The organism is Halobacillus massiliensis (assembly GCF_900166625.1).
GTDB lineage: Bacteria > Bacillota > Bacilli > Bacillales > Halobacillaceae > Halobacillus_A > Halobacillus_A massiliensis.
Window position 1 is genome coordinate 1,738,754 of sequence record NZ_LT800499.1, and the last position, 22,356, is coordinate 1,761,109.

A 22,356-nucleotide genomic window follows, 5' to 3' on the forward strand; every position below is an offset into this window, starting at 1 on the left:
GACAGAGAATCGTTGCTGAGGATTTGTAAGGAGGCTATCTATGAGGTACGTTATCGGGGGAATATTAGTGCTGATAGCGCTAATAATTGCAGGATTAATTTGGCGCAAGAGAGTGTATGATGAAGTTGATCGTTTAGAAGGCTGGAAAATGGACATCATGCATAGGAATGTTTCGGACGAGCTGTCCAGGGTCAAAGCCCTTAACCTCTCCGGCGAAACTCAGGAAAGGTTTGAAGCCTGGAGGGAGCGCTGGGACAAAATTCTTACAAAGGAACTTCCTAATTTGGAAGAGGACTTATTTGAAGCAGAAGAAGCAGCGGACCGTTATAAACTGAATAAAGTGAAAAAAGTGCTAAACCTCTCTGAACAAAAGCTGCAGGCGATAGAAGAAGATATTGCAGCCATGTTTAAAGAGTTGGAAGATCTTCTGGATTCAGAGAAGAACAGCCGACTTGAAATCGAGGTTTTACAGCCGGAAATAAAGGAATTAAAAAAATCGCTTATACATAGCCGTCACCAATTTGGAAAAGCTGCCAAAGTTTTTGAAGACAGAGCGGAAGAGCTTGAATTAGGGCTCAAGCATTATGAGGAGCTTGTGGTCCAAGGTAATTATATGGAAGCGAACAATCTCGTGCAGTTGATAAGGGAGCAGCTTGAAGCTCTTTCAGTAGAGCTTGCGGTTTTTCCAGACCTTTTAAGGAAAACCCAAAAGGAGCTGCCTGAACAGTTAAGAGAGCTTTCTAACGGCATTGAAGAGATGGAAGAGGACGGTTATCGTGTGAGGCATTTAGGACTGGAGCCGGAAATTGATAACTATCGTGAGCTCCTTAAGGGGCATACTGCTCGTCTTGAGAAAGGGCAGAGCGAGGATGTTCAGTCACTGATTGATGAAGTAGAACCCAGGATCCAAGAAATATACCAGGAACTGGAAAAAGAAGCGTTGGCTCACAGCTATGTTGACCAGCATCATCCATCTCTTCAGCTTCAGCTGGAGGAGCTTGAAGAACTTGTTCTTGAGACAAAGTACGATATCGAGGAATTGCGTATTGCTTATCAGATGGAAGAGGAAGATATGGAATCCTATCATGGCATTGAACAGCTTATGTCTCAATTAAAGAAAAAGTATCTCACCTTTGATAAAAAGCGTTCAGATGAAGAAACTGCTTATTCGGAGATCAGAGGTGAATTAGATGTTATTAAAGAGCAAGTAGAAGAGCTTAAGGAGAAACATCAGATCTTCAGTGAGAGAGTTCAAGCCCTGCGCAGGGATGAACTTGATGCAAAACAACAGCTTTCCGAAATGGAACAACTGGTGAATGACACGGACCGTCGCTTGAAGAGAAGCAACCTTCCAGGAATTCCAGCACAGTTTTTTGAAGGGATGCAGCGGGCTAGTGAGCATATTGATGAAGTTTTTCTAACCCTGGAGAAGCAGCCGCTTAACATGGTGAATGTTCATCAAAAGCTTGAAGAAGCAATGAAGCATGCTGAATTAGTGAACAGCCAGGCTAAAGCATTACTTCATCAGGCTTATATGTCAGAGAAAGTGATTCAGTACACAAACCGTTACCGCAGCCAGTACCCTTTAATAGCGGCAAAGCTGCTTGAAGCGGAGAATGATTTTAGAGCATATCGTTATGAAGAAGCACTTGAGAAAGCTGCTGCGGCTCTTGAAGAAGTGGAACCAGGCGGTTTATCGAAGCTTGAAGAAAAAGAAGAAGTTCCTATTTAATGAGTATGAAACATTTCTTTACTCCTTGTTGATCACTTTCCGCAGGACGTCAGTATTGACGAAAAAGTGGGAGAATGATATAAGAAAGTGTAGATTAGTTCGGATTAAGTAGAAGTTAAGAATTCGTTAATTATAAAGCTAGCCTCGATTAGGGGCTAGCTATTTTCATGTTCCTATGGTTTATTTTTATAGTAAGGAACAGGATAAAAGCAGACGGCATTTTTAAAAAGGGGAAAGTAATATGATTTATTTTGACAATAGTGCAACTACACAGCCACATCCTGAAGTCCTGCAGTCTTACCAGCAGGCGGCCACACGTTACTTTGCCAATCCATCTTCCGTGCACCAGCTTGGCCTTGAAGCTGAAAAGCTGATGGAAAAAACGAGAGAGTCTATTTCTGACAGGCTGGATGTTCTTCCGGAAGAAGTGGTTTATACTTCAGGTGGCACAGAAGCCAATAATATAGCTGTTAAAGGCACGGCTTTTCAATATAGAAATCGAGGAAAACATTTAATTACGACAAAAGTCGAACATCCTTCCGTAATGGAAGCATTCAAAGCACTTGAACAAATGGGGTTTGAGGTAACTTATGTGAAGGTGGATCACACAGGACGGGTAAATCCTGAGGAAATTAAGAAGGTGATTCGGAAAGACACTATATTAATTAGTGTAATGTCTGTTAACAATGAAATCGGCACAGTTCAGCCGATAGAAGAGATCGGAGAGATCGCCAGCCATTATCCGAAACTGCTATTTCATGTCGATCATGTCCAGGGAGTAGCTAAAATTCCTTTTTCCATCAGGGATTTTAAGGTAGACTTATGTACAATGTCCGGGCACAAAATCCATGGGCTTAAAGGGACAGGTCTTCTTTATGTAAGAAAAGGGATTCGTTTGTTTCCACTTTTTCACGGAGGAGGACATGAAGGTAATCTTCGCTCAGGTACAGAAAATTTACCTGGAATGGTGGCTTTTGCAAAGGCGTTGAGGCTCGTTCAGGAAGAGAAAAAAGATTCTCATCATCATCTGATGGGGATTCGAAATTATTTAAGGAAAGAGTTAAGCCATTTTGTAAAGGTTAATTCACCTGAAAATGGCAGTCCTCACATTTTAAATATTTCCATTCCCGGTTTAAAACCCGAGGTCGTCGTTCATGCTTTGGCAGAGCGAGACATTTATATTTCTACTAAATCCGCCTGCTCATCAAAAGAGCCTGATGTAAGTACAGTCCTTGCAGCATGCGGCCTCGATCCTGAAATCACAACTTCCGCACTCAGAATCAGTCTGTCTTATCGTAATTCAATGGGGGAAGCTGAAGTTTTTATAAAACAATTAGAAGAGGTAATTCGTTACTTGAAAAGATAGAAAGGAAGTATAATATGGAGTTTGATCATATTTTGATACGTTATGGGGAAATGGCTATAAAGGGGAAAAACCGAAAGTATTTCGAGAGAAAGCTTCAAAACCAGCTTATCAAAAAGTTAAGTAAATTTGACCGGACGAGAGTAAAGAAAAGAAAAGACCGCATGTATGTTCTTCTGAATGGAGAAGATCCACATACGGTTATGGAGGAGTGTAAGAAAGTCTTTGGTATCCACTCCTTAAGTTTTGCGGTCAAAACGGACAAAGAAGAACAATTAATTAAAGATGCTGCTTTATTTGCTCTTCTTGAGGATCCAACTGTAAAAACATTCAAAGTTTCTTCAAGGAGAGCGGATAAAAGTTTTCCCATCCCGTCACAGGATTTAAATTATAAAGTAGGCGGCCATATTTTAGCTAACACAGAGGGTGTTACGGTAGATGTTCATAACCCGGATGTAGAATTGAAAATAGAAGTAAGAAATGATGCCGCTTATATTACTTCACGCGATATACCAGGGGCAGGCGGTCTTCCAGTAGGAACATCCGGCAAATCGCTGCTTATGCTTTCTGGAGGTATCGATAGTCCGGTTGCCGGATATTTAACAATGAAACGCGGCGTTCAGATTGAGGCTGTTCACTTTCATTCCCCTCCTTACACGAGTGAAAGAGCTAAGCAGAAAGTGCTCGATTTGGCAAAAGGGCTTTCCAGCTATGGTCATAATATTGTGGTCCATGTCGTTCCTTTTACTGAGCTGCAACAGAAAATTCATAGAGAAATGCCAGAGGGATATGGCATGACAATTATGAGACGCATGATGATGAGAATTAGTGAAAGAATCGCCCAAAAAAGAGAAATCCTGTCATTGACTACTGGAGAAAGCCTTGGTCAAGTTGCAAGCCAGACGATGGAAAGTATGAATGCCATTAATGAGGTAACCAATTATCCAATCATTCGTCCGTTAGTTGCCATGGATAAGCTGGATATCATTGAAATCTCACGCAAAATCGAAACATACAAAATTTCTACACTTCCTTATGAGGACTGCTGTACAATTTTTGTACCGAAAGCTCCTAAGACGAAGCCGACAAGGGAAAATGCAAGTTACTACGAGTCAAGTGTCTCTTTTGAAGAAGACATTGAAAAAGCTGTGGCACTAACAGAAATGATCGAAGTGTCTGCTGAGCAAAAAGCAGAAGATCTATTTGAAGATCTGTTATAATAAAGAAACAAAAAAGCTCACTATGAATCATAGTGGGCTTATATTTTACGAATAAAAGGAGTTTCCATTATGAAACTATGGTATGGAGGCAAAATTTACACGATGATTGAGGAAGGGGACTGGGTAGAAGCCGTAGTTACTGACAACGGACGTATTGTAGCAACAGGCGATACCCAGGATTTATATTCCGCGTACAAGGATAGAATTTTAGAAGAACACAATTTAAAAGGTTCTGTCATGTACCCAGGCTTTACTGACAGCCACCTGCACATTATGGGGCATGGGGAGAGGCTTATGCGACTGGATTTAATGTTTATGAAGTCTGCAGAAGAAGTCAAACAGGCGCTGAGCCAGTATGCTGAACAAGTGGAGCCTGGTGATTGGATTGTAGGAGACGGATGGAATGAGAATCAATGGGTAGATAAGCGAATCATACATAAAAATGAGCTAGATGAAATATCAACTGATCATCCCATTATGCTTACCCGTGTTTGTCGTCATGCCTTATTAGCCAATTCAAAAGCGATTGAGCTAGCTGGGGTTTCTGCTAATACACACGATCCTCAGGGCGGTGTAATTGTAAAAGATGAATTCGGTGAACCCACAGGATATTTTCATGATCAGGCTCAGGATTTGATTAAAGAAGCAATGCCTGAAGTGACTCCGCAATATTTGGAAAAAGCAGCTGAACTGGCTGTCAAGGATATGCATGCTTATGGACTTGTTGGAGGACATAGTGAGGATTTGAATTATTATGGTGGTTTTAAAAAGACACTTGATGCCTTCCAAAATACAATTGATGGAGAAAAGGTAAAATTCCGTGCCCATCTGCTCGTACATCATGGAGTCATAGAGGACGTTGACCGGGAAGGAATGGGTTTTAAAAAAGGAAGTGAATATGTAGAATTAGGGGCTTTGAAAATCTTTTCTGATGGAGCTCTTGGCGGAAGGACAGCATGGCTGAAGGAAGAATATGCGGATGATTCTGGTAATTACGGGGTTGCCATTCATACGAAAGAAGAATTAACAGAGCTTGTCTTAAAAGCAAGGAAACGAAATATGCCGGTAGCCGTTCATGCAATTGGAGACGGGGCAGCTGAAGCTGTTATAAATGTTTTAAGTGAACATCCTTTAAAGACAGGAGAACGGGACAGACTGATTCATGCTCAAATCCTTAACCCGTCTTTAATTGAAAGAATGAAAAATTTGAACATTATATTAGACATACAGCCTACGTTTGTCGCTTCTGATTTTCCCTGGGTAATAGATCGTCTTGGACATATGAGACTGAAAACCGCATATTCCTGGAAGACGCTGATCGATTCCGGAATTATTTGTGCAGGAGGATCAGATGCTCCTATTGAAGAGATAAATCCTCTTCTAGGGATACGTGCTGCAGTAGAGCGACGCGCCAGCTATGATCACCAAGTATACCAGGCGGAAGAAAGACTATCGGTTTTTGAAGCCATTTCTTTATATACGAAAGGAAGCGCACACGCGATTGGCCGGGAACACACTCAGGGTGTTATCGCTCCCGGCTACACCGCTGACTTTACTGTTCTTGACCGCGATCTTTTTACTGTTAAATCTCACGAACTGGCCGAAGCTACCGTAGTACTCACTGTGGTAGACGAGGATATCATGTATCAGAGGTTTTAATGGAGATGATTAGAAGGTATTTTCTCAATCGGCCGTAATCAAAGGGAGAGAAAGTATTTGAGTATTAAAAAATCCGAACTATCAAGCAGTTCACTTTAAGAACTTGCAATAGTTCGGATTTTTCTAATGAATTTTAAGGGTCTTTTAAATATAATTTATTCGATTGTAAAACTGTAGATTTATTGTCGCTTTTTTATAGGAACGTGCGCTGAACACGTTCCCAATATGAATTATTTTTAAGCTTAACCGTCTTAATAATTTTATCGCTCAATTGAATTTTAAGCTCGCGAATATTACGTATAGAGTGTGCTTCATTATCCATACCGATGACCGGAAAGTCATTGCCATCCTGAATCACTTTCAGTCTCAATGTACGCTCCGAACCTAGAATAAAAGAAGAATCCAGTGTACGGTAACGGTTGTTGTTTAAGGAAGCAAGCTCGCTCACCTGAAAACAAGGGATCTTCGGATCAACGACTGCTCCTTTCGTGGACTTGTTATAGCCTGTGCTTCCTGTAGGTGTAGCAACAATCAGCCCATCTCCACGAAATGTTTCAAAGTGGATATCATCGATATATACATCAATCACAATTGATTTAATCAAGGTGGAGCGGACACTGCATTCATTCAGGCAGCAGAAGGTAGATTCATCATTGACGGTAGTTTCAATCATGGGAAAGCGTCGGACTTCCAGTTCCTCATACATCATGGAATTTACCATTTCATCATAGTTATCAAGGTTAAAATCACAATAAAGACCGGCTTCATCATCGCGCCTTATGCCTACATAAAGGCAGTCCTGTCGAAAACCCGTTTGTCTGACAGCCTGAAGGAAAGTCCCGTCACCTCCAACAGAAATAATAATGTTGGCATTCTTAGCATTCTCAACAATTGAGAAATTATTTTCTTTTGCTAACTTAAATAAAGGTTCTAATTTTTCATCAAGTTGTTTGTCCGGCGGGTAGTAAAAGTAAAGATTTCTGCGTTGGTTGGACATCGAATAACCTCCTTAATACTATATCTTTCTGTATTTTATCATTTAGCTTCATGAATAGATAGCTGACATACGGAGAGATATCGAATTCTTGAAGTCAACCGTAAAATCATTTATGATCAACTATAGACTATAAGAGCGCTTAGAAGGGACGCCCCGTTGTTGGAAGAAGCAAGGGCGTCTTTTTATGTGATACTAGGGGGTTTATATGGATGCGACAAGAGCATGTAGAACAGTTGTTTAAGTGGTTTGATGAAACTTCAGAGGGATTAGAGAAAGATTTGGAGATTACGTATTTAGAAGCAGTAACCGAATCAATGGATACTTTATCAAATGGAAAGCCGTTTGAGGATATTCCAGATAATGTACAGAGTTTTCTTCTGAATCAGCTGACCCAAATAAAAAAAGATAAATTTTCAAAGGAAGAACTGCGAAAGGCTGTTCAGCTTGCGATTTTAAAAGGAATGAAAGGCGGCGTTCAGCAGCAGCACTTAGTGACACCGGATGCTGTAGCGATGTTCATGGGATATCTAAGCTCTAAATTGCTTGAAGATAAGCAAAGTTTTAAGATCTTTGATCCTGCATCTGGAACAGCTAACCTGTTGACTTCAGTTCTAAACCAGCTCGAAGATAAAGAGATACAGTCATATGCAAGTGAAGTAGACCAGACACTCATTCAGCTGGCAGTCGCTAATGCGAATCTGCAAAAACATAAGATTGAATTCTTCCATCAGGATAGTCTCCGCCCTTTCCTGCTGGAGCCGGTGGATTTCGTAGTTTCAGATCTGCCTGTCGGCTATTATCCAGATGATGTCCAGGCAGCTAAATACCAGCTGAAAGCAGAGGAAGATCATTCTTATGCTCATCACCTGTTTATTGAACAGAGTTTAACCTATACTAAGCCAGACGGTTACTTAATGTATATTGTGCCGAATTTTCTTTTCGATAGTGATCAGTCTCATCAGCTTAATTCTTTCTTGAGAGAAGAGGCCCATATTGTAGGAATGCTTCAGCTTTCGGATTCCTTGTTTAAAGATGAAAAACATGGAAAAAGTATATTAATTCTCCAGAAAAAAGGAGGAGAGGCAAAACCTCCGAAGCAGGCATTATTAGCTAAGCTTCCATCCTTCAAGAGCCCGCAGGCTATGGCTGATATTATTGGACAGATTAACCAGTGGTTTAAAGACTATAAAACGGCAAAATAGTGAGAAAATAAAGAATATATAAAGTAAACGTTATCACTAGTTTCATGTCTTGAAATCGGCAGTTTCGGGTGGTTAAATGGTTATGGTAGAAAGAAGCGAGCCTATTATTAAGGGGATGAACAACGTTGAACAATATATTAGCAATTAATGCAGGAAGTTCTTCCTTGAAATTTCAATTAATTGAAATGCCGGAAGAAACTGTTATTACTAAAGGATTAGTTGAAAGAATCGGTTTAAATAATTCAATTTTTACGATCGAATTTGATGATAAAGAAGATGAAACAGTTACAGAAATCGAAGATCATGAAGTAGCTGTTAAAATGCTGCTTGAAAAGTTGACAGCTCATGGCATTATTCAGTCACTCGATGAAATTGACGGGGTTGGGCACCGTGTCGTACACGGAGGTGAACGCTTCAGTGAGTCTGTGCTAATTACAGAGGAAGTAATTAAAGAGATTCAGGAAGTGTCAGATTTAGCGCCGCTGCATAACCCAGCAAACTTAACAGGCATTAATGCCTTTCGTGAAGTTCTGCCTAATGTCCCTCATGTGGCAGTTTTTGACACGGCTTTCCATCAGTCTATGCCGGAACAGTCTTATCTTTACAGCCTGCCATATGAATATTACGAAAAGTACGGTATTCGTAAGTACGGTTTCCACGGAACTTCCCACAAGTATGTATCCGAGCGTGCCGCAGAAATGCTTGGGCGTCCGCTTGATCAGCTTCGTCTGCTTTCCTGCCATTTAGGTAACGGAGCAAGTATTGCAGCGATTGAAGGCGGAAAATCTATTGATACTTCCATGGGATTTACACCGTTGGCAGGTGTCACAATGGGAACACGCTCTGGAAATATTGACCCTGCTTTAATTCCTTTTATTATGGAGAAAACAGGGAAGACGGCTGCTGAAGTTATGAATGTATTAAATAAAGAAAGTGGAATGCTTGCACTGTCAGGGTTCTCCAGCGATCTTCGTGATATCGAGAAAAAAGCGAATGATGGAGACGAGCGTGCTGAACTTGCCCTTGAAGTATTCGCAGCGAGAATTCACAAATATATCGGTTCCTATGCAGCACGTATGCACGGAATTGATGGGATTATCTTTACTGCAGGTGTAGGTGAAAACAGTGTCACTATGCGTGAGCGGGTTCTTAAAGGACTTGAATTTATGGGAGTTTATTGGGATCCTTCCTTAAACCAGGTTCGAGGAAAAGAAGCGTTTGTTAACTACCCTCACTCTCCGGTTAAAGTTATGATAATTCCAACCAATGAAGAAGTTATGATCGCAAGAGATACAGTTGAAAAAGGACTATAAAGCAAACAGGCTGGTTTTATTCCAGCCTGTTTTTTTTGATAAATTTTAAGGACTATTTCTCAAATGAAGATAATCAGGATACAATAAGAATAGCAGCTGATTCCAGAGGAGTGATAAGTTTGTCAAAGCAGCGGGTAGCAGAGAATATAGAGCTGTGGGAGAAACGTCAGGCTAATTATGAAGCGAATGATTTTGAAATGATTTGCTCCAATTGGATCAATCAGTCGATATCACAGATTAATCCGGATATAAAAAGCAAGTTCTTCTCCAAGCTTGATAATTGGCTTTTTCACACTCATGCCTTTTTGCAGGGTTCAAGTTTTCAGGAAGATGCAAGGGCCAGAATCCTTTCCGTCGGCAGAGTTTTTTCAGGAGATATTAAAGAAATTTGGGAAATGAAGCAGCTTACAATTGACCAGCTAACCTATATTGCCAATCAACAGACAGCTAAAAGCAGGCTTTACGCTTTCGCCCAAGGAGGCGTAACGGGAACAGGGGGCTGGCTGCTGCTAAGCATTGATTTTCCGCTTATGGTTACCATTAATTTACGAACAGTCCAGCTGATTGGACTTACGTTCGGTCATGAAATGAACCATCCTTACGAAATGATGCTTTCTTTAAAGCTTTTTCATGCTGCAACTCTTCCTAAGAGGCTTCAGGCCGAAGCGTGGAAGGAACTCGTGGAAGAAATTAAAAACAAAGAGAGTGCGTATGTTTATTTAGGAGATGACCGGTTAACTGATCAAACATGGCTGGAGCAGCCTCTTAAGCAGGTGTTTAAGTCCTTATTTATTATGATGTTTAGGAAAAAACTATTTCAGGGAATTCCGTTAATTAGTGTGGCAATCGGAGCACAGGCAAATTACAGCTTAACAAAACAGGTAGCTGAATTTGCCACGAAGTTTTATCAATACCGATACTTATTGGAGGAGGAAGGAAATTGAGTGTATCAGAGCATAAAAAAAAACAATCAGCGGTTAAATGTATGGTAATCACAGTCAGTGATACAAGAACGGAAGAAACCGATAAGAGCGGAACTACTATTAAAAAACTTTTATTAGAAAGAAATCATCAAATTAGTGATTATAAAATTGTAAGAGATGAAAAGGAAGCAATCAGACAGGCTGTAGAGAGTGGAATTGCAAAGAAGGATGTTGAAGCTGTCATAATAAACGGCGGAACAGGTATGGCTAAAAGAGATGTGACAATTGAAACAGTCTCCCCGCTTTTTGAAAAGGACATGCCAGGATTCGGAGAAATATTTCGGACTCTCAGTTATAAGGAGGATATCGGATCAGCTGCAATCCTTTCAAGAGCAACAGCTGGAGTCGCAAACAATACTATGGTTTTTTCCATTCCTGGATCTACCGGCGCTGTCCGCCTCGCTTTACATAAGTTAATTTTACCTGAATTGAGCCATATTATTAAAGAAATAAAAAAGGATCTGTAAGTTCAAATAACAAGGTCAGCCTTCCAGCGGTCGGCGTTGGCTGCTGGAAGGCTCTTTTAACGGTCAGGCTTTTGATATATTTTCTCTGACGACAAGGACATCACATTTCGCATACCTGGTTATATGCTCGGAAACGCTTCCAATAAAGAACCTTTCCATCAGATTTAAGCCCGTGGCGCCACAGATAATCAAGTCTGCGTTATACTTGGGAGCCACATCTTTGGCGATCTTTACTTTAGGAGAACCATATTCTATGTCAACTTTTACATTAAGGACTCCTGCCTTTTCAGCCTTTTCTTGATACTCACTGAGAAGTTCCTTGGCGTATTTCTCTGCCCGAATGGCTAAGGAACGATCATATGCTTCCACTGTAGAAAAAGCCCGTGTATCCACAACGTGAGATAAGACAAGCTCGGCATCGTTTCTATTAGCAATATCAATTGCTTTTTTAAAGGCGACCTCTGCTGTTTCAGAACCGTCAACTGCTACAACTATATGTTTGTATTCATGTGGCATAAAAGACACTCCCTTCCGTTTATTACCTTTATTATATCATGATTATCCAGCAGTCATGCCAGAGGAATAAGAGAGAATTGTGAACAAAAGAGCCATCAGCCAAGCGTTTAAAATGATGTTTATCGGTTAGTTGTTGTAAAGTATAAATATCAGAGGAATACTGATAGAGAGTTTGTAGTAAGGAGGTTGCCGTGTTGCGCCACGCTATTATCACTGCAGGTACTAAAGGATTGGGCCGGAAGGTAACGGAGGGTTTTTTAAAAGCAGGTCATAGTGTAACGGTTACATACCTGACTGATTCTGCGCGAGCAGAACAGCTGGTTAAGGATTTTCCTGAGCAGAAAGATAGAATTCAATTAGTCAGAGTTGATGTACGAGAAGAAAGAGACCTTAAACAATTAGTGGATAAGGCCATTAAACGGTTCGGCCGTGTAGATTTTTTAATCAATAATGCGGGTCCCTACATTTTCGAAAGAAAAAAATTAATGGATTATTCGAAGGATGAATGGAATTCGATGATTCGTGGAAACCTAGATTCAGCCTTCGATCTTCTTAAGTTAACGATTCCACATATGAGGAAACAAAAGTTTGGACGAATTATTAATTACGGATTTCAAGGAGCAGACAGTGCCTCTGGCTGGATTTACCGTTCCGCCTTTGCAGCAGCAAAAGTGGGACTGGTATCACTGACGAAAAGTGTAGCCTTTGAAGAAGCTGAACATGGGATTACTTCAAATATGATTTGTCCAGGAAATATAACAGGAGAAATGAAAGAAGCCTCCATTGAAGATGGACGAAAACTCAAAGACCCTGATACGCCTATTGGAAGGCCGGGAACCGGAGAGGATATTGCACGGACAATTTTGTTCTTGTGTGAAGAAGACTCTGATATGATTACGGGTACAATTTACGAAGTAACCGGCGGGCTGGACGTAATTCACCGTCATCGTTAAACAAGAGCTAGGGTAATCTTTGGAATCTTGTACGATGAAAAGATTACATAAAGCGTAAGAAAGCTCGAAGAAATAGTTTTTCTAATAAATGCTTAGGAGGCTGGTTTCAATGAAAATAGGTGTACCGACAGAGATTAAAAATAATGAAAATCGCGTAGCTATGACTCCGGCAGGGGTTATGACTTTAATAGAAGCTGGTCATGATGTATTTATACAAAAAGGTGCCGGGTTAGGCTCCGGGTTTTCAGATGATCATTACGTAGGTGCGGGGGCAAGGTTAGTAGATACTGCCCAGGAGGCATGGGCTCAGGAAATGGTAATGAAGGTTAAAGAGCCGCTTCCTGAGGAGTACGGATACTTTTATGAAGGTCTTATTTTATTTACTTACTTGCATCTGGCAGCTGAACCTGATTTAACAAAAGCATTAATCGAGAGAAAAGTAGTAGGTATCGCTTATGAAACTGTTCAATTGAATAACGGCTCCCTGCCGCTGTTAACTCCTATGAGTGAAGTAGCCGGGCGGATGGCTTCCCAGATTGGAGCTCAATTCTTAGAGAAAAACCAAGGAGGAAGAGGTGTCCTGCTTGGAGGAATCCCAGGTGTTAAACGAGGGAAAGTTACCGTCCTCGGCGGGGGCGTCGTAGGTACAAATGCTGCAAAAATTGCTGCTGGGCTTGGGGCTGACGTCACCATTATTGACTTGAATCCTGAACGTCTCCGTCAGCTTGATGATATTTTTGGGAGAGAGATCAATACGATAATGTCTAACCCTTTAAATATACAAGAAGCCTTGCAAGAATCTGACTTAGTAATCGGAGCTGTACTGATTCCAGGAGCGAAAGCACCTAAAATTGTTACAGAGCAAATGGTTCAGAATATGCCTGAAGGGTCAGTGATTGTAGATGTAGCGATTGACCAGGGCGGGATCTTTGAAACAACAGACAGAATTACTACTCATGACAACCCGACATATACAAAGTTTGGTGTGTTACATTATTCCGTTGCCAATATGCCGGGTGCCGTTCCGAGGACATCAACGATTGGGCTTACCAATGTTACGGTTCCATATGCTTTGCAGATCGCCAATAAAGGCTATTTAAAAGCTTCTCTTGATAACTCCGCTCTTTATAAGGGTATCAACACACTAAATGGTTATGTAACTTACCAAGCGGTAGCGGAAGCTCACGGTTTATCCTACTCTGATGCAATCGAACTTTTAACAGAATAGACACTGTAAACAGCAGAATCTTAAACGTCTGCTGTTTTTATTTAGAAGGAAAATGGCCGTTCCGTTTACTGTACCAAGAGAAAAGCGGCTGGGAAATGACTCGCTTTTAAGCGGAGAACCGGTGAGCTAGCTCGTTGCACTCGCGGATCTCACCTTGGCTCTATCTCCCTGCAGGAGTCACGCCATTTCCCAGCCTCTTAACCATTGGTGGTTTAAACGGAACTTTCTAGTTTCATTCTCTAAAGGAATTATATCAATGGTTCCGTTACTCCAAAAACATAAAGGGCCAGGGGAAACGGCGAGACTCCTATGGGAGGATAGAACAGGGTGAGATCCCGGAGGGCTAAAAGCCCGAGGAAGCTCACCGTTCGCCCATGGAAAGCGAGTCTTTCCCCAGGCCCGGTTCTCAATATTCAAGCAAACGGAACTCTCTTCCCGTTTTGTGAGAATCAAAAAAGCCTGATCGGAAGCTCACCGTTCGCCCATGGAAAGCGAGTCTTCCCCAGGCCCGGTTCTAATATCAAGTGAAACGAAACTTATTTATTCCAGGGAAAGTGAAAGAAAATCTTTCAGCAGGGACTTCTATTAAAACCTTCCCCCCAATATACAATAATCGCTTAGTTGATAAAAAACAGCAGAACCAAAATTTCTGTTGTTTTCTGATACAATTAAAAAAAGTGAAACTTATATGGACTTGAGTCCGTACATATAGGTACAGCAGGTCAAGGTAGAAGGAGAGGTGCAGAATTTGAGTTTATTTTCAAGGCTGTTTTCTAAAAAGAAAACAAATACCCCGGAAATAAAAGAAAGAACTCCATTAAATATTCAGGTAGGGGATATCGTGACATATGACTTGGTGGATTATGAAGTAGTGGGGAAAATTATTTATCGTGATGGATCCTACGAATGGTATTCTTATCAGCTGCTTGAAGGAAGAAATGTAAGGTGGCTGGCTGCTGAAATGGATGAAGTATTGGAACTTGGCATATATGAAACGATTAAACTGCCGGTAAATTCATTCCCAGCGCATTTGGAGTATGAAGGGGTGACTTATCATAAAGATGAGGAAGGTGAGGCATATGTGACAGGTGAGGGGCGCAGTCAAAATATTAATGGCCGCCGAACCCGGTACGCTGAATATGTTTCAAAAGATGAAGAAACTTCTCTTTCATTAGAATCATGGGGGAGCGAAATTGAGGCAAGCCTTGGATATGAGATAGAGGAATATGAAATTCAAATTCTGGCAGGTTCAAAATAGAAGGAGGACAACAAAATGTTTAAATTTTTTAATCGAGTAAAAACTGTCGTTGGTGCTGAACTGAACGCTATGCTTGATAAAGCGGAAGATCCGGTAAAAATGCTGGAACAATTCATGCGAGACATGGAGAACGATATTCGTGAGGCCGAGAGTGCAGTAGCTAAACAGATCGCTAATGAAAAGATGATGAAAAGAAAATACGATGATGCTCAAGCACTGGCAGATAAACGTATGCAGCAGGCAGAAAAAGCGATCGAATCAGGGAATGATGATTTAGCTCGACGAGCACTAGAAGATAAAAAGAATCATCAGGAACAGGCGGATCAATTAAAAGCTTCCTTTGAAAGAGCACAGGAGGATTCTACAACTCTTCGTCAAAAACTAGATGAAATGAAAAAAGAATATCAGGAAATGAAGTTGAAGAAGGATTCTTTAAAAGCTAGAGCCGAATCGGCAAAAACGCGTACGAAGATTAACCGCACGATGTCCAGTATCGGCAATGATGAATCACGTCAAGGCTTTGAGCGTATGGAAGAAAAAGTGATGCAATATGAGGCAGAAGCTGAAACAAGCGAGGATTTATCAAAACAAAATCGTTCACTGGATGATGAGTTTGCTGAGCTGGATAAGGAAGACAGTATTGATGATGAGCTGGCAGCCCTGAAGAGAAAAATGAACAAAGAATAAATATATTGTGCCTGGCTTTGTCAGGCACAATTCATTTTTTTGAAAGGAGGGGCGCAAGCGAATGAAGGATTATATCGGCCTGTTTGTTGTTATATTTATAGCTATAGTTGTGGGATATCAGGCCTTTGGGGACAGTAATACACCAAAAGGGATGTCTGGAGTGAATGAAGCGGCTACATATGATGAACTGCCTGAAGAACCAGCAAGAAATGAAGTGCTAGAGAGAATCAGAGAATCAGAAGCTTCATCCATTAGAGAACTTATTGATGTCGGTTTTCCGCTGTTAGACACCGTACAGTCAGACCGCGGAATTGCAGAAATTTACATGACACAGGAATTAACGGTAAAAGAAGCGGCAGATGAGATTGCGAATAAAATTGAACCGGACGAACAAAGCGAAGAGCAAGGCGGGAAACAAGTACTTGTCTACCCGAATGATTTCGTGATTTTGCAGGAAAGCTCTGAGGAGCCAGGTCTCGTCTTGATAGAACTTGCCAGCGATGAGTTTGTTCGCAACAATTATTCGCCAGGTTTTTTCCAGGGTTTGTTAGCTTATTCCTTGTTAAACCGTGCTCTCGGTTCTAATGATTGGGCACAAAGAAGGGCTGACAGATGTGAAGGTGGCGGTTGTTATGGGGGCTATACAATGTACGGAGGAGGTTACAATTCAAATCCGTCTGGTTCACTCAGAGGTTCTTCCAATCGTGGTGGAGGACCGGGCACAGGAAAATAAGGAGGTACTAAAAAATGGAACCATTTTTAGCAACAGTGGGCTATTTTGCAATTGGAATAGTCGTAGTATTAATTGGATTAGTTATTTTTGAATTTATCACAAGGCAGTATAAAGATTGGGAAGAGGTAAAGGCCGGAAATCAAGCGGTAGCCATGTCAATTTCCGGTAAAATTATGGGGATCTGTATTATCCTGGCTTTTGCTATCTATCATAGTCTCTCAATTTGGGATACATTAATCTGGGGTGTGTTCGGTATTGTCCTGCAGATGTTGAGCTATCTTTTGTTTGAATTCTTTACTAGAAAATTCTCTGTAGAGTCAGAACTGAAAAAGAATAATACAGCTGTAGGAATAATTTCAATTGGTGTTTCAATCGGATTAGCGATTGTTATAGGATCTTCTATTACATAAACAAACTGAGTCAGCAGGATAACGGAGTGAATAGAATGGATATTTTGGCTGAGAAGAAGAGCCGGCTGATTTATTGGGCATCAGGTATAGTATCGATCTGCGGGATTATCTTTGAAGTTCTGTTTGGTGCTCTCGGCTCCTACATATTAGGTGATGGAGTAAAGCAATATACAATTACAATCAGCTTATTCCTTACGGGTATGGGAGTAGGAGCAAGTCTCAGCGAAAAGGTTATGGGTCGTTTAATTATAACGTTTGTGTGGATTGAGTTTTTAGTTGCTTTGATTGGCGGATTTTCAAGCTTTATGATGTTTGGAATGACCGCATTTGCTCCTAGCGGCACAGATGCTTTATTTCTATATATTATTACTTTTACCATCGGTGCACTTACCGGTGTTGAGCTTCCTATACTTATTCGAAAAGCAAACGATATTGGTGTGGAACTCAGCCGCAGTACGGCAAGAGTTTTGTTTTCAGATTATGCAGGCGGATTAATTGGTGGTCTATTGTTCGCATTTTACTTACGACCGCAAATGGGTATGGTCAAAACAGCATTTTTTGTGGCCTGCATTAATCTGGCTGTGGCTGTTTGGATCTTATATTTATTTCGGTCTGAAATTAGAAATCTTGTGTTTCATTNAATATTCAAGCAAACGGAACTCTCTTCCCGTTTTGTGAGAATCAAAAAAGCCTGATCGGAAGCTCACCGTTCGCCCATGGAAAGCGAGTCTTCCCCAGGCCCGGTTCTAATATCAAGTGAAACGAAACTTATTTATTCCAGGGAAAGTGAAAGAAAATCTTTCAGCAGGGACTTCTATTAAAACCTTCCCCCCAATATACAATAATCGCTTAGTTGATAAAAAACAGCAGAACCAAAATTTCTGTTGTTTTCTGATACAATTAAAAAAAGTGAAACTTATATGGACTTGAGTCCGTACATATAGGTACAGCAGGTCAAGGTAGAAGGAGAGGTGCAGAATTTGAGTTTATTTTCAAGGCTGTTTTCTAAAAAGAAAACAAATACCCCGGAAATAAAAGAAAGAACTCCATTAAATATTCAGGTAGGGGATATCGTGACATATGACTTGGTGGATTATGAAGTAGTGGGGAAAATTATTTATCGTGATGGATCCTACGAATGGTATTCTTATCAGCTGCTTGAAGGAAGAAATGTAAGGTGGCTGGCTGCTGAAATGGATGAAGTATTGGAACTTGGCATATATGAAACGATTAAACTGCCGGTAAATTCATTCCCAGCGCATTTGGAGTATGAAGGGGTGACTTATCATAAAGATGAGGAAGGTGAGGCATATGTGACAGGTGAGGGGCGCAGTCAAAATATTAATGGCCGCCGAACCCGGTACGCTGAATATGTTTCAAAAGATGAAGAAACTTCTCTTTCATTAGAATCATGGGGGAGCGAAATTGAGGCAAGCCTTGGATATGAGATAGAGGAATATGAAATTCAAATTCTGGCAGGTTCAAAATAGAAGGAGGACAACAAAATGTTTAAATTTTTTAATCGAGTAAAAACTGTCGTTGGTGCTGAACTGAACGCTATGCTTGATAAAGCGGAAGATCCGGTAAAAATGCTGGAACAATTCATGCGAGACATGGAGAACGATATTCGTGAGGCCGAGAGTGCAGTAGCTAAACAGATCGCTAATGAAAAGATGATGAAAAGAAAATACGATGATGCTCAAGCACTGGCAGATAAACGTATGCAGCAGGCAGAAAAAGCGATCGAATCAGGGAATGATGATTTAGCTCGACGAGCACTAGAAGATAAAAAGAATCATCAGGAACAGGCGGATCAATTAAAAGCTTCCTTTGAAAGAGCACAGGAGGATTCTACAACTCTTCGTCAAAAACTAGATGAAATGAAAAAAGAATATCAGGAAATGAAGTTGAAGAAGGATTCTTTAAAAGCTAGAGCCGAATCGGCAAAAACGCGTACGAAGATTAACCGCACGATGTCCAGTATCGGCAATGATGAATCACGTCAAGGCTTTGAGCGTATGGAAGAAAAAGTGATGCAATATGAGGCAGAAGCTGAAACAAGCGAGGATTTATCAAAACAAAATCGTTCACTGGATGATGAGTTTGCTGAGCTGGATAAGGAAGACAGTATTGATGATGAGCTGGCAGCCCTGAAGAGAAAAATGAACAAAGAATAAATATATTGTGCCTGGCTTTGTCAGGCACAATTCATTTTTTTGAAAGGAGGGGCGCAAGCGAATGAAGGATTATATCGGCCTGTTTGTTGTTATATTTATAGCTATAGTTGTGGGATATCAGGCCTTTGGGGACAGTAATACACCAAAAGGGATGTCTGGAGTGAATGAAGCGGCTACATATGATGAACTGCCTGAAGAACCAGCAAGAAATGAAGTGCTAGAGAGAATCAGAGAATCAGAAGCTTCATCCATTAGAGAACTTATTGATGTCGGTTTTCCGCTGTTAGACACCGTACAGTCAGACCGCGGAATTGCAGAAATTTACATGACACAGGAATTAACGGTAAAAGAAGCGGCAGATGAGATTGCGAATAAAATTGAACCGGACGAACAAAGCGAAGAGCAAGGCGGGAAACAAGTACTTGTCTACCCGAATGATTTCGTGATTTTGCAGGAAAGCTCTGAGGAGCCAGGTCTCGTCTTGATAGAACTTGCCAGCGATGAGTTTGTTCGCAACAATTATTCGCCAGGTTTTTTCCAGGGTTTGTTAGCTTATTCCTTGTTAAACCGTGCTCTCGGTTCTAATGATTGGGCACAAAGAAGGGCTGACAGATGTGAAGGTGGCGGTTGTTATGGGGGCTATACAATGTACGGAGGAGGTTACAATTCAAATCCGTCTGGTTCACTCAGAGGTTCTTCCAATCGTGGTGGAGGACCGGGCACAGGAAAATAAGGAGGTACTAAAAAATGGAACCATTTTTAGCAACAGTGGGCTATTTTGCAATTGGAATAGTCGTAGTATTAATTGGATTAGTTATTTTTGAATTTATCACAAGGCAGTATAAAGATTGGGAAGAGGTAAAGGCCGGAAATCAAGCGGTAGCCATGTCAATTTCCGGTAAAATTATGGGGATCTGTATTATCCTGGCTTTTGCTATCTATCATAGTCTCTCAATTTGGGATACATTAATCTGGGGTGTGTTCGGTATTGTCCTGCAGATGTTGAGCTATCTTTTGTTTGAATTCTTTACTAGAAAATTCTCTGTAGAGTCAGAACTGAAAAAGAATAATACAGCTGTAGGAATAATTTCAATTGGTGTTTCAATCGGATTAGCGATTGTTATAGGATCTTCTATTACATAAACAAACTGAGTCAGCAGGATAACGGAGTGAATAGAATGGATATTTTGGCTGAGAAGAAGAGCCGGCTGATTTATTGGGCATCAGGTATAGTATCGATCTGCGGGATTATCTTTGAAGTTCTGTTTGGTGCTCTCGGCTCCTACATATTAGGTGATGGAGTAAAGCAATATACAATTACAATCAGCTTATTCCTTACGGGTATGGGAGTAGGAGCAAGTCTCAGCGAAAAGGTTATGGGTCGTTTAATTATAACGTTTGTGTGGATTGAGTTTTTAGTTGCTTTGATTGGCGGATTTTCAAGCTTTATGATGTTTGGAATGACCGCATTTGCTCCTAGCGGCACAGATGCTTTATTTCTATATATTATTACTTTTACCATCGGTGCACTTACCGGTGTTGAGCTTCCTATACTTATTCGAAAAGCAAACGATATTGGTGTGGAACTCAGCCGCAGTACGGCAAGAGTTTTGTTTTCAGATTATGCAGGCGGATTAATTGGTGGTCTATTGTTCGCATTTTACTTACGACCGCAAATGGGTATGGTCAAAACAGCATTTTTTGTGGCCTGCATTAATCTGGCTGTGGCTGTTTGGATCTTATATTTATTTCGGTCTGAAATTAGAAATCTTGTGTTTCATTCTACAGCTGCCGCTGGCATAGGAGTGCTGCTTATAGTTGGACTATTTTTCGGGGAAGAAATGGCTTTTTCCTTTGAACAAAAGCTGTATAAGGATCCCATTCTCCATAGTGAGCAAAGTGCTTATCAAAAAATTATTTTAACGAAAGAGCAGGGGGATATAAGACTCTTTTTAGATGGTTCTCTGCAATTCAGCTCTTCAGATGAGCATAGATATCACGAGACGCTCGTGTATCCACCAATGGGGACGGCAGACAAGATCGATAAAGTTCTTATTCTCGGCGGTGGCGACGGGTTAGCTGCAAAAGAAGTATTGAAATATGAAGAAGTTAAAGAGGTGGATTTAGTGGATTTAGATCCAGCCGTAACTGAACTTGGTGCCACCAACTATCATCTGAGACAGTTGAATGAAAATGTATTTCAAAACCCTCGTCTTCAAGTCATTAATAAGGACGCATTTAAGTACTTAGAAGGATATGATGGTTTCTATGATGTGATTATTATAGATTTGCCCGATCCTAATAATGAAAGCTTAAATAAACTATATACCCAGGAATTTTATTCGCTTGTACGAAACCACCTTATACCTGGCGGTGCTGCCATGATACAGGCGACAAGCCCTGTTTTTGCTACTGAAGTTTATTGGACGATTGATGAAACGATTCAATCTGCTGGTTTGAAAACAGAGAACCTCCATGTCGATATACCAAGCTTTGGGAACTGGGGTTTTATTATGGCAAGCCGTGAATCTATTCATCTCAGTGACGTTGAATTGCCAGAAGATGCCCGCTTTCTAACAGCTGAAATGCTTGAAGCTATGACAGTGTTTGGAAAAGATGAAGATAGGGAAATCGTAAATCGTGAAGGCGAGTCTGTCTCATTAACTCCTAATACATTGATCGATCCTAATTTAATTCAAAAATATGAACAGGCTTGGCAGAATTATTAATATTCTTTTTAAGGAGTGGTAGTGTGAAAGTATCATTTCATGGACATTCGGTTGTACGAGTTGAGGTTAATGGAAAAACAATTTTAATTGATCCGTTTATTTCTAATAATGGGAACACGGATTTAAATGCTGAAGAAGTACATGCAGACGTTATTCTTTTAACACATGGACACAATGACCATGTAGGAGATACTGTGGATATTGCAAAACGCTGTGATTCCCTTGTTGTCGCGCCTTTTGAATTAGCTGACTATCTTGGAAATAAAGGTCTAAATACTCACCCTATTTATATTGGCGGCAGCCACTCATTTGATTTTGGCACAGTGAAACTGACGCAGGCTTTCCACGGTTCATCATTTACTGAAGATGATGGAACAGTTGTCTATACAGGAATGCCGACAGGAATTCTGCTAAAGGCAGATGGCAAAACGATCTATCACGCTGGAGACACAGGCTTGTTCAGTGATTTAAAAATGATCGGGGAAATGAATGAAATTGACTTAGCCTTCCTGCCTATTGGAGACAACTTCACAATGGGACCTGACGATGCTCTTATCGCTGCCAAATGGATAAATGCGAAACAGGTGGTTCCGATTCACTACAACACCTTTGATTTGATCGCACAGGATGGACAAGCTTTTGCGGAGAAAGTTAAACCTGGTAAAGGTAAAGTGTTGGAGCCGGGAGACTCTATAGAACTGTAACTGTAGGTTAAAACCCACAATTTTT

General features: G+C 40.8%; 22 protein-coding genes and 1 pseudogene. 21 read left to right on the forward strand and 2 right to left on the reverse strand.

Going from position 1 to position 22,356, the window contains the following annotated elements:
* Positions 1-40: 40 nt before the first annotated feature.
* The 4 genes from ezrA to B7E06_RS08605 all read left to right on the forward strand — a co-directional run bounded on the left by ezrA (position 41) and on the right by B7E06_RS08605 (position 5,974).
* Positions 41-1,732 (forward strand): septation ring formation regulator EzrA, encoded by a 1,692-nt coding sequence (gene ezrA, locus B7E06_RS08590; RefSeq protein WP_082233582.1) that lies wholly within the window; start codon positions 41-43, stop codon positions 1,730-1,732.
* A 241-nt stretch (positions 1,733-1,973) separates the two neighbouring features.
* Positions 1,974-3,098 carry a cysteine desulfurase family protein gene (locus B7E06_RS08595; RefSeq protein ID WP_082233583.1) on the forward strand — a complete coding sequence of 375 codons (1,125 nt, stop codon included), beginning with the start codon at positions 1,974-1,976 and terminating at the stop codon, positions 3,096-3,098.
* Between the two features lie 14 nt (positions 3,099-3,112).
* Positions 3,113-4,315, forward strand: a complete 1,203-nt coding sequence (gene thiI, locus B7E06_RS08600; protein WP_082233584.1) for a tRNA uracil 4-sulfurtransferase ThiI — start codon at positions 3,113-3,115, stop codon at positions 4,313-4,315.
* A 69-nt stretch (positions 4,316-4,384) separates the two neighbouring features.
* Positions 4,385-5,974, forward strand: a complete 1,590-nt coding sequence (locus tag B7E06_RS08605) for an amidohydrolase (RefSeq protein WP_082233585.1) — start codon at positions 4,385-4,387, stop codon at positions 5,972-5,974.
* A gap of 193 nt (positions 5,975-6,167) precedes the next feature.
* On the opposite strand, the gene B7E06_RS08610 is transcribed toward B7E06_RS08605, so the two are convergent.
* Positions 6,168-6,971 carry an NAD kinase gene (locus tag B7E06_RS08610; protein ID WP_082233586.1) on the reverse strand — a complete coding sequence of 268 codons (804 nt, stop codon included), beginning with the start codon at positions 6,969-6,971 and terminating at the stop codon, positions 6,168-6,170.
* A 209-nt stretch (positions 6,972-7,180) separates the two neighbouring features.
* On the opposite strand from B7E06_RS08610, the gene B7E06_RS08615 reads away from it, so the two are divergent.
* From B7E06_RS08615 to B7E06_RS08630, 4 genes are all read left to right on the forward strand, one after another.
* Positions 7,181-8,173, forward strand: a complete 993-nt coding sequence (locus B7E06_RS08615; RefSeq protein ID WP_082233587.1) for a class I SAM-dependent methyltransferase — start codon at positions 7,181-7,183, stop codon at positions 8,171-8,173.
* A gap of 125 nt (positions 8,174-8,298) precedes the next feature.
* Positions 8,299-9,486, forward strand: coding sequence for an acetate kinase (locus tag B7E06_RS08620; RefSeq protein ID WP_082233588.1), 1,188 nt, complete (start codon positions 8,299-8,301; stop codon positions 9,484-9,486).
* A gap of 110 nt (positions 9,487-9,596) precedes the next feature.
* The gene (locus tag B7E06_RS08625; protein ID WP_342743654.1) at positions 9,597-10,430 is read left to right on the forward strand and encodes an EcsC family protein; all 834 of its coding nucleotides are present in this window, start codon (positions 9,597-9,599) and stop codon (positions 10,428-10,430) included.
* On the forward strand, positions 10,427-10,936 hold the full coding sequence (locus B7E06_RS08630; protein ID WP_082233590.1) for a MogA/MoaB family molybdenum cofactor biosynthesis protein: 510 nt from the start codon (positions 10,427-10,429) through the stop codon (positions 10,934-10,936). Before B7E06_RS08625 ends, B7E06_RS08630 begins: the two co-directional genes overlap by 4 nt.
* Before the next feature lie 63 nt (positions 10,937-10,999).
* Here the strand turns inward: B7E06_RS08630 and B7E06_RS08635 are convergent, their stop codons facing one another.
* On the reverse strand, positions 11,000-11,452 hold the full coding sequence (locus B7E06_RS08635; protein ID WP_082233591.1) for a universal stress protein: 453 nt from the start codon (positions 11,450-11,452) through the stop codon (positions 11,000-11,002).
* A 194-nt stretch (positions 11,453-11,646) separates the two neighbouring features.
* On the opposite strand from B7E06_RS08635, the gene B7E06_RS08640 reads away from it, so the two are divergent.
* From B7E06_RS08640 to B7E06_RS08700, 13 genes and pseudogenes are all read left to right on the forward strand, one after another.
* A complete protein-coding gene (locus tag B7E06_RS08640) occupies positions 11,647-12,405 on the forward strand; it encodes an SDR family oxidoreductase (RefSeq protein ID WP_082233592.1) in 759 nt (252 codons plus the stop codon).
* A gap of 109 nt (positions 12,406-12,514) precedes the next feature.
* Positions 12,515-13,633 carry an alanine dehydrogenase gene (gene ald / locus B7E06_RS08645; protein ID WP_082233593.1) on the forward strand — a complete coding sequence of 373 codons (1,119 nt, stop codon included), beginning with the start codon at positions 12,515-12,517 and terminating at the stop codon, positions 13,631-13,633.
* Between the two features lie 748 nt (positions 13,634-14,381).
* Positions 14,382-14,891, forward strand: a complete 510-nt coding sequence (locus B7E06_RS08650) for a DUF4178 domain-containing protein (protein ID WP_082233594.1) — start codon at positions 14,382-14,384, stop codon at positions 14,889-14,891.
* Between the two features lie 15 nt (positions 14,892-14,906).
* Positions 14,907-15,578, forward strand: coding sequence for a PspA/IM30 family protein (locus B7E06_RS08655; RefSeq protein ID WP_082233595.1), 672 nt, complete (start codon positions 14,907-14,909; stop codon positions 15,576-15,578).
* Between the two features lie 61 nt (positions 15,579-15,639).
* Positions 15,640-16,311, forward strand: a complete 672-nt coding sequence (locus B7E06_RS08660) for a DUF4247 domain-containing protein (RefSeq protein WP_082233596.1) — start codon at positions 15,640-15,642, stop codon at positions 16,309-16,311.
* Between the two features lie 14 nt (positions 16,312-16,325).
* Positions 16,326-16,721 carry a DUF350 domain-containing protein gene (locus B7E06_RS08665; protein ID WP_082233597.1) on the forward strand — a complete coding sequence of 132 codons (396 nt, stop codon included), beginning with the start codon at positions 16,326-16,328 and terminating at the stop codon, positions 16,719-16,721.
* Between the two features lie 35 nt (positions 16,722-16,756).
* A pseudogene (locus B7E06_RS08670) lies at positions 16,757-17,365 on the forward strand (spermidine synthase); the annotation flags it as partial.
* A 336-nt stretch (positions 17,366-17,701) separates the two neighbouring features.
* Positions 17,702-18,211, forward strand: a complete 510-nt coding sequence (locus B7E06_RS08675; protein ID WP_082233594.1) for a DUF4178 domain-containing protein — start codon at positions 17,702-17,704, stop codon at positions 18,209-18,211.
* Positions 18,212-18,226: 15 nt separating this feature from the next.
* Positions 18,227-18,898 (forward strand): PspA/IM30 family protein, encoded by a 672-nt coding sequence (locus B7E06_RS08680; protein ID WP_082233595.1) that lies wholly within the window; start codon positions 18,227-18,229, stop codon positions 18,896-18,898.
* A gap of 61 nt (positions 18,899-18,959) precedes the next feature.
* Positions 18,960-19,631, forward strand: a complete 672-nt coding sequence (locus B7E06_RS08685; RefSeq protein ID WP_082233596.1) for a DUF4247 domain-containing protein — start codon at positions 18,960-18,962, stop codon at positions 19,629-19,631.
* 14 nt (positions 19,632-19,645) lie between these two features.
* Positions 19,646-20,041 carry a DUF350 domain-containing protein gene (locus B7E06_RS08690; RefSeq protein ID WP_082233597.1) on the forward strand — a complete coding sequence of 132 codons (396 nt, stop codon included), beginning with the start codon at positions 19,646-19,648 and terminating at the stop codon, positions 20,039-20,041.
* 35 nt (positions 20,042-20,076) lie between these two features.
* Positions 20,077-21,627 (forward strand): polyamine aminopropyltransferase, encoded by a 1,551-nt coding sequence (locus tag B7E06_RS08695; protein ID WP_082233598.1) that lies wholly within the window; start codon positions 20,077-20,079, stop codon positions 21,625-21,627.
* A 23-nt stretch (positions 21,628-21,650) separates the two neighbouring features.
* Positions 21,651-22,331, forward strand: a complete 681-nt coding sequence (locus B7E06_RS08700; RefSeq protein WP_082233599.1) for a metal-dependent hydrolase — start codon at positions 21,651-21,653, stop codon at positions 22,329-22,331.
* Positions 22,332-22,356: the final 25 nt, after the last annotated feature.

What these genes read in the sequence shown, in the direction of transcription:
- ezrA (WP_082233582.1), top strand. Translation starts at nt 41, where the DNA reads ATGAGGTACGTTATCGGGGGAATATTAGTGCTGATAGCGCTAATAATT.
- B7E06_RS08595 (WP_082233583.1), top strand. Translation starts at nt 1,974, where the DNA reads ATGATTTATTTTGACAATAGTGCAACTACACAGCCACATCCTGAAGTC.
- thiI (WP_082233584.1), top strand. Translation starts at nt 3,113, where the DNA reads ATGGAGTTTGATCATATTTTGATACGTTATGGGGAAATGGCTATAAAG.
- B7E06_RS08605 (WP_082233585.1), top strand. Translation starts at nt 4,385, where the DNA reads ATGAAACTATGGTATGGAGGCAAAATTTACACGATGATTGAGGAAGGG.
- B7E06_RS08610 (WP_082233586.1), bottom strand. Translation starts at nt 6,971, where the DNA reads ATGTCCAACCAACGCAGAAATCTTTACTTTTACTACCCGCCGGACAAA.
- B7E06_RS08615 (WP_082233587.1), top strand. Translation starts at nt 7,181, where the DNA reads ATGCGACAAGAGCATGTAGAACAGTTGTTTAAGTGGTTTGATGAAACT.
- B7E06_RS08635 (WP_082233591.1), bottom strand. Translation starts at nt 11,452, where the DNA reads ATGCCACATGAATACAAACATATAGTTGTAGCAGTTGACGGTTCTGAA.
- ald (WP_082233593.1), top strand. Translation starts at nt 12,515, where the DNA reads ATGAAAATAGGTGTACCGACAGAGATTAAAAATAATGAAAATCGCGTA.
- B7E06_RS08655 (WP_082233595.1), top strand. Translation starts at nt 14,907, where the DNA reads ATGTTTAAATTTTTTAATCGAGTAAAAACTGTCGTTGGTGCTGAACTG.
- B7E06_RS08660 (WP_082233596.1), top strand. Translation starts at nt 15,640, where the DNA reads ATGAAGGATTATATCGGCCTGTTTGTTGTTATATTTATAGCTATAGTT.
- B7E06_RS08665 (WP_082233597.1), top strand. Translation starts at nt 16,326, where the DNA reads ATGGAACCATTTTTAGCAACAGTGGGCTATTTTGCAATTGGAATAGTC.
- B7E06_RS08680 (WP_082233595.1), top strand. Translation starts at nt 18,227, where the DNA reads ATGTTTAAATTTTTTAATCGAGTAAAAACTGTCGTTGGTGCTGAACTG.
- B7E06_RS08685 (WP_082233596.1), top strand. Translation starts at nt 18,960, where the DNA reads ATGAAGGATTATATCGGCCTGTTTGTTGTTATATTTATAGCTATAGTT.
- B7E06_RS08690 (WP_082233597.1), top strand. Translation starts at nt 19,646, where the DNA reads ATGGAACCATTTTTAGCAACAGTGGGCTATTTTGCAATTGGAATAGTC.
- B7E06_RS08695 (WP_082233598.1), top strand. Translation starts at nt 20,077, where the DNA reads ATGGATATTTTGGCTGAGAAGAAGAGCCGGCTGATTTATTGGGCATCA.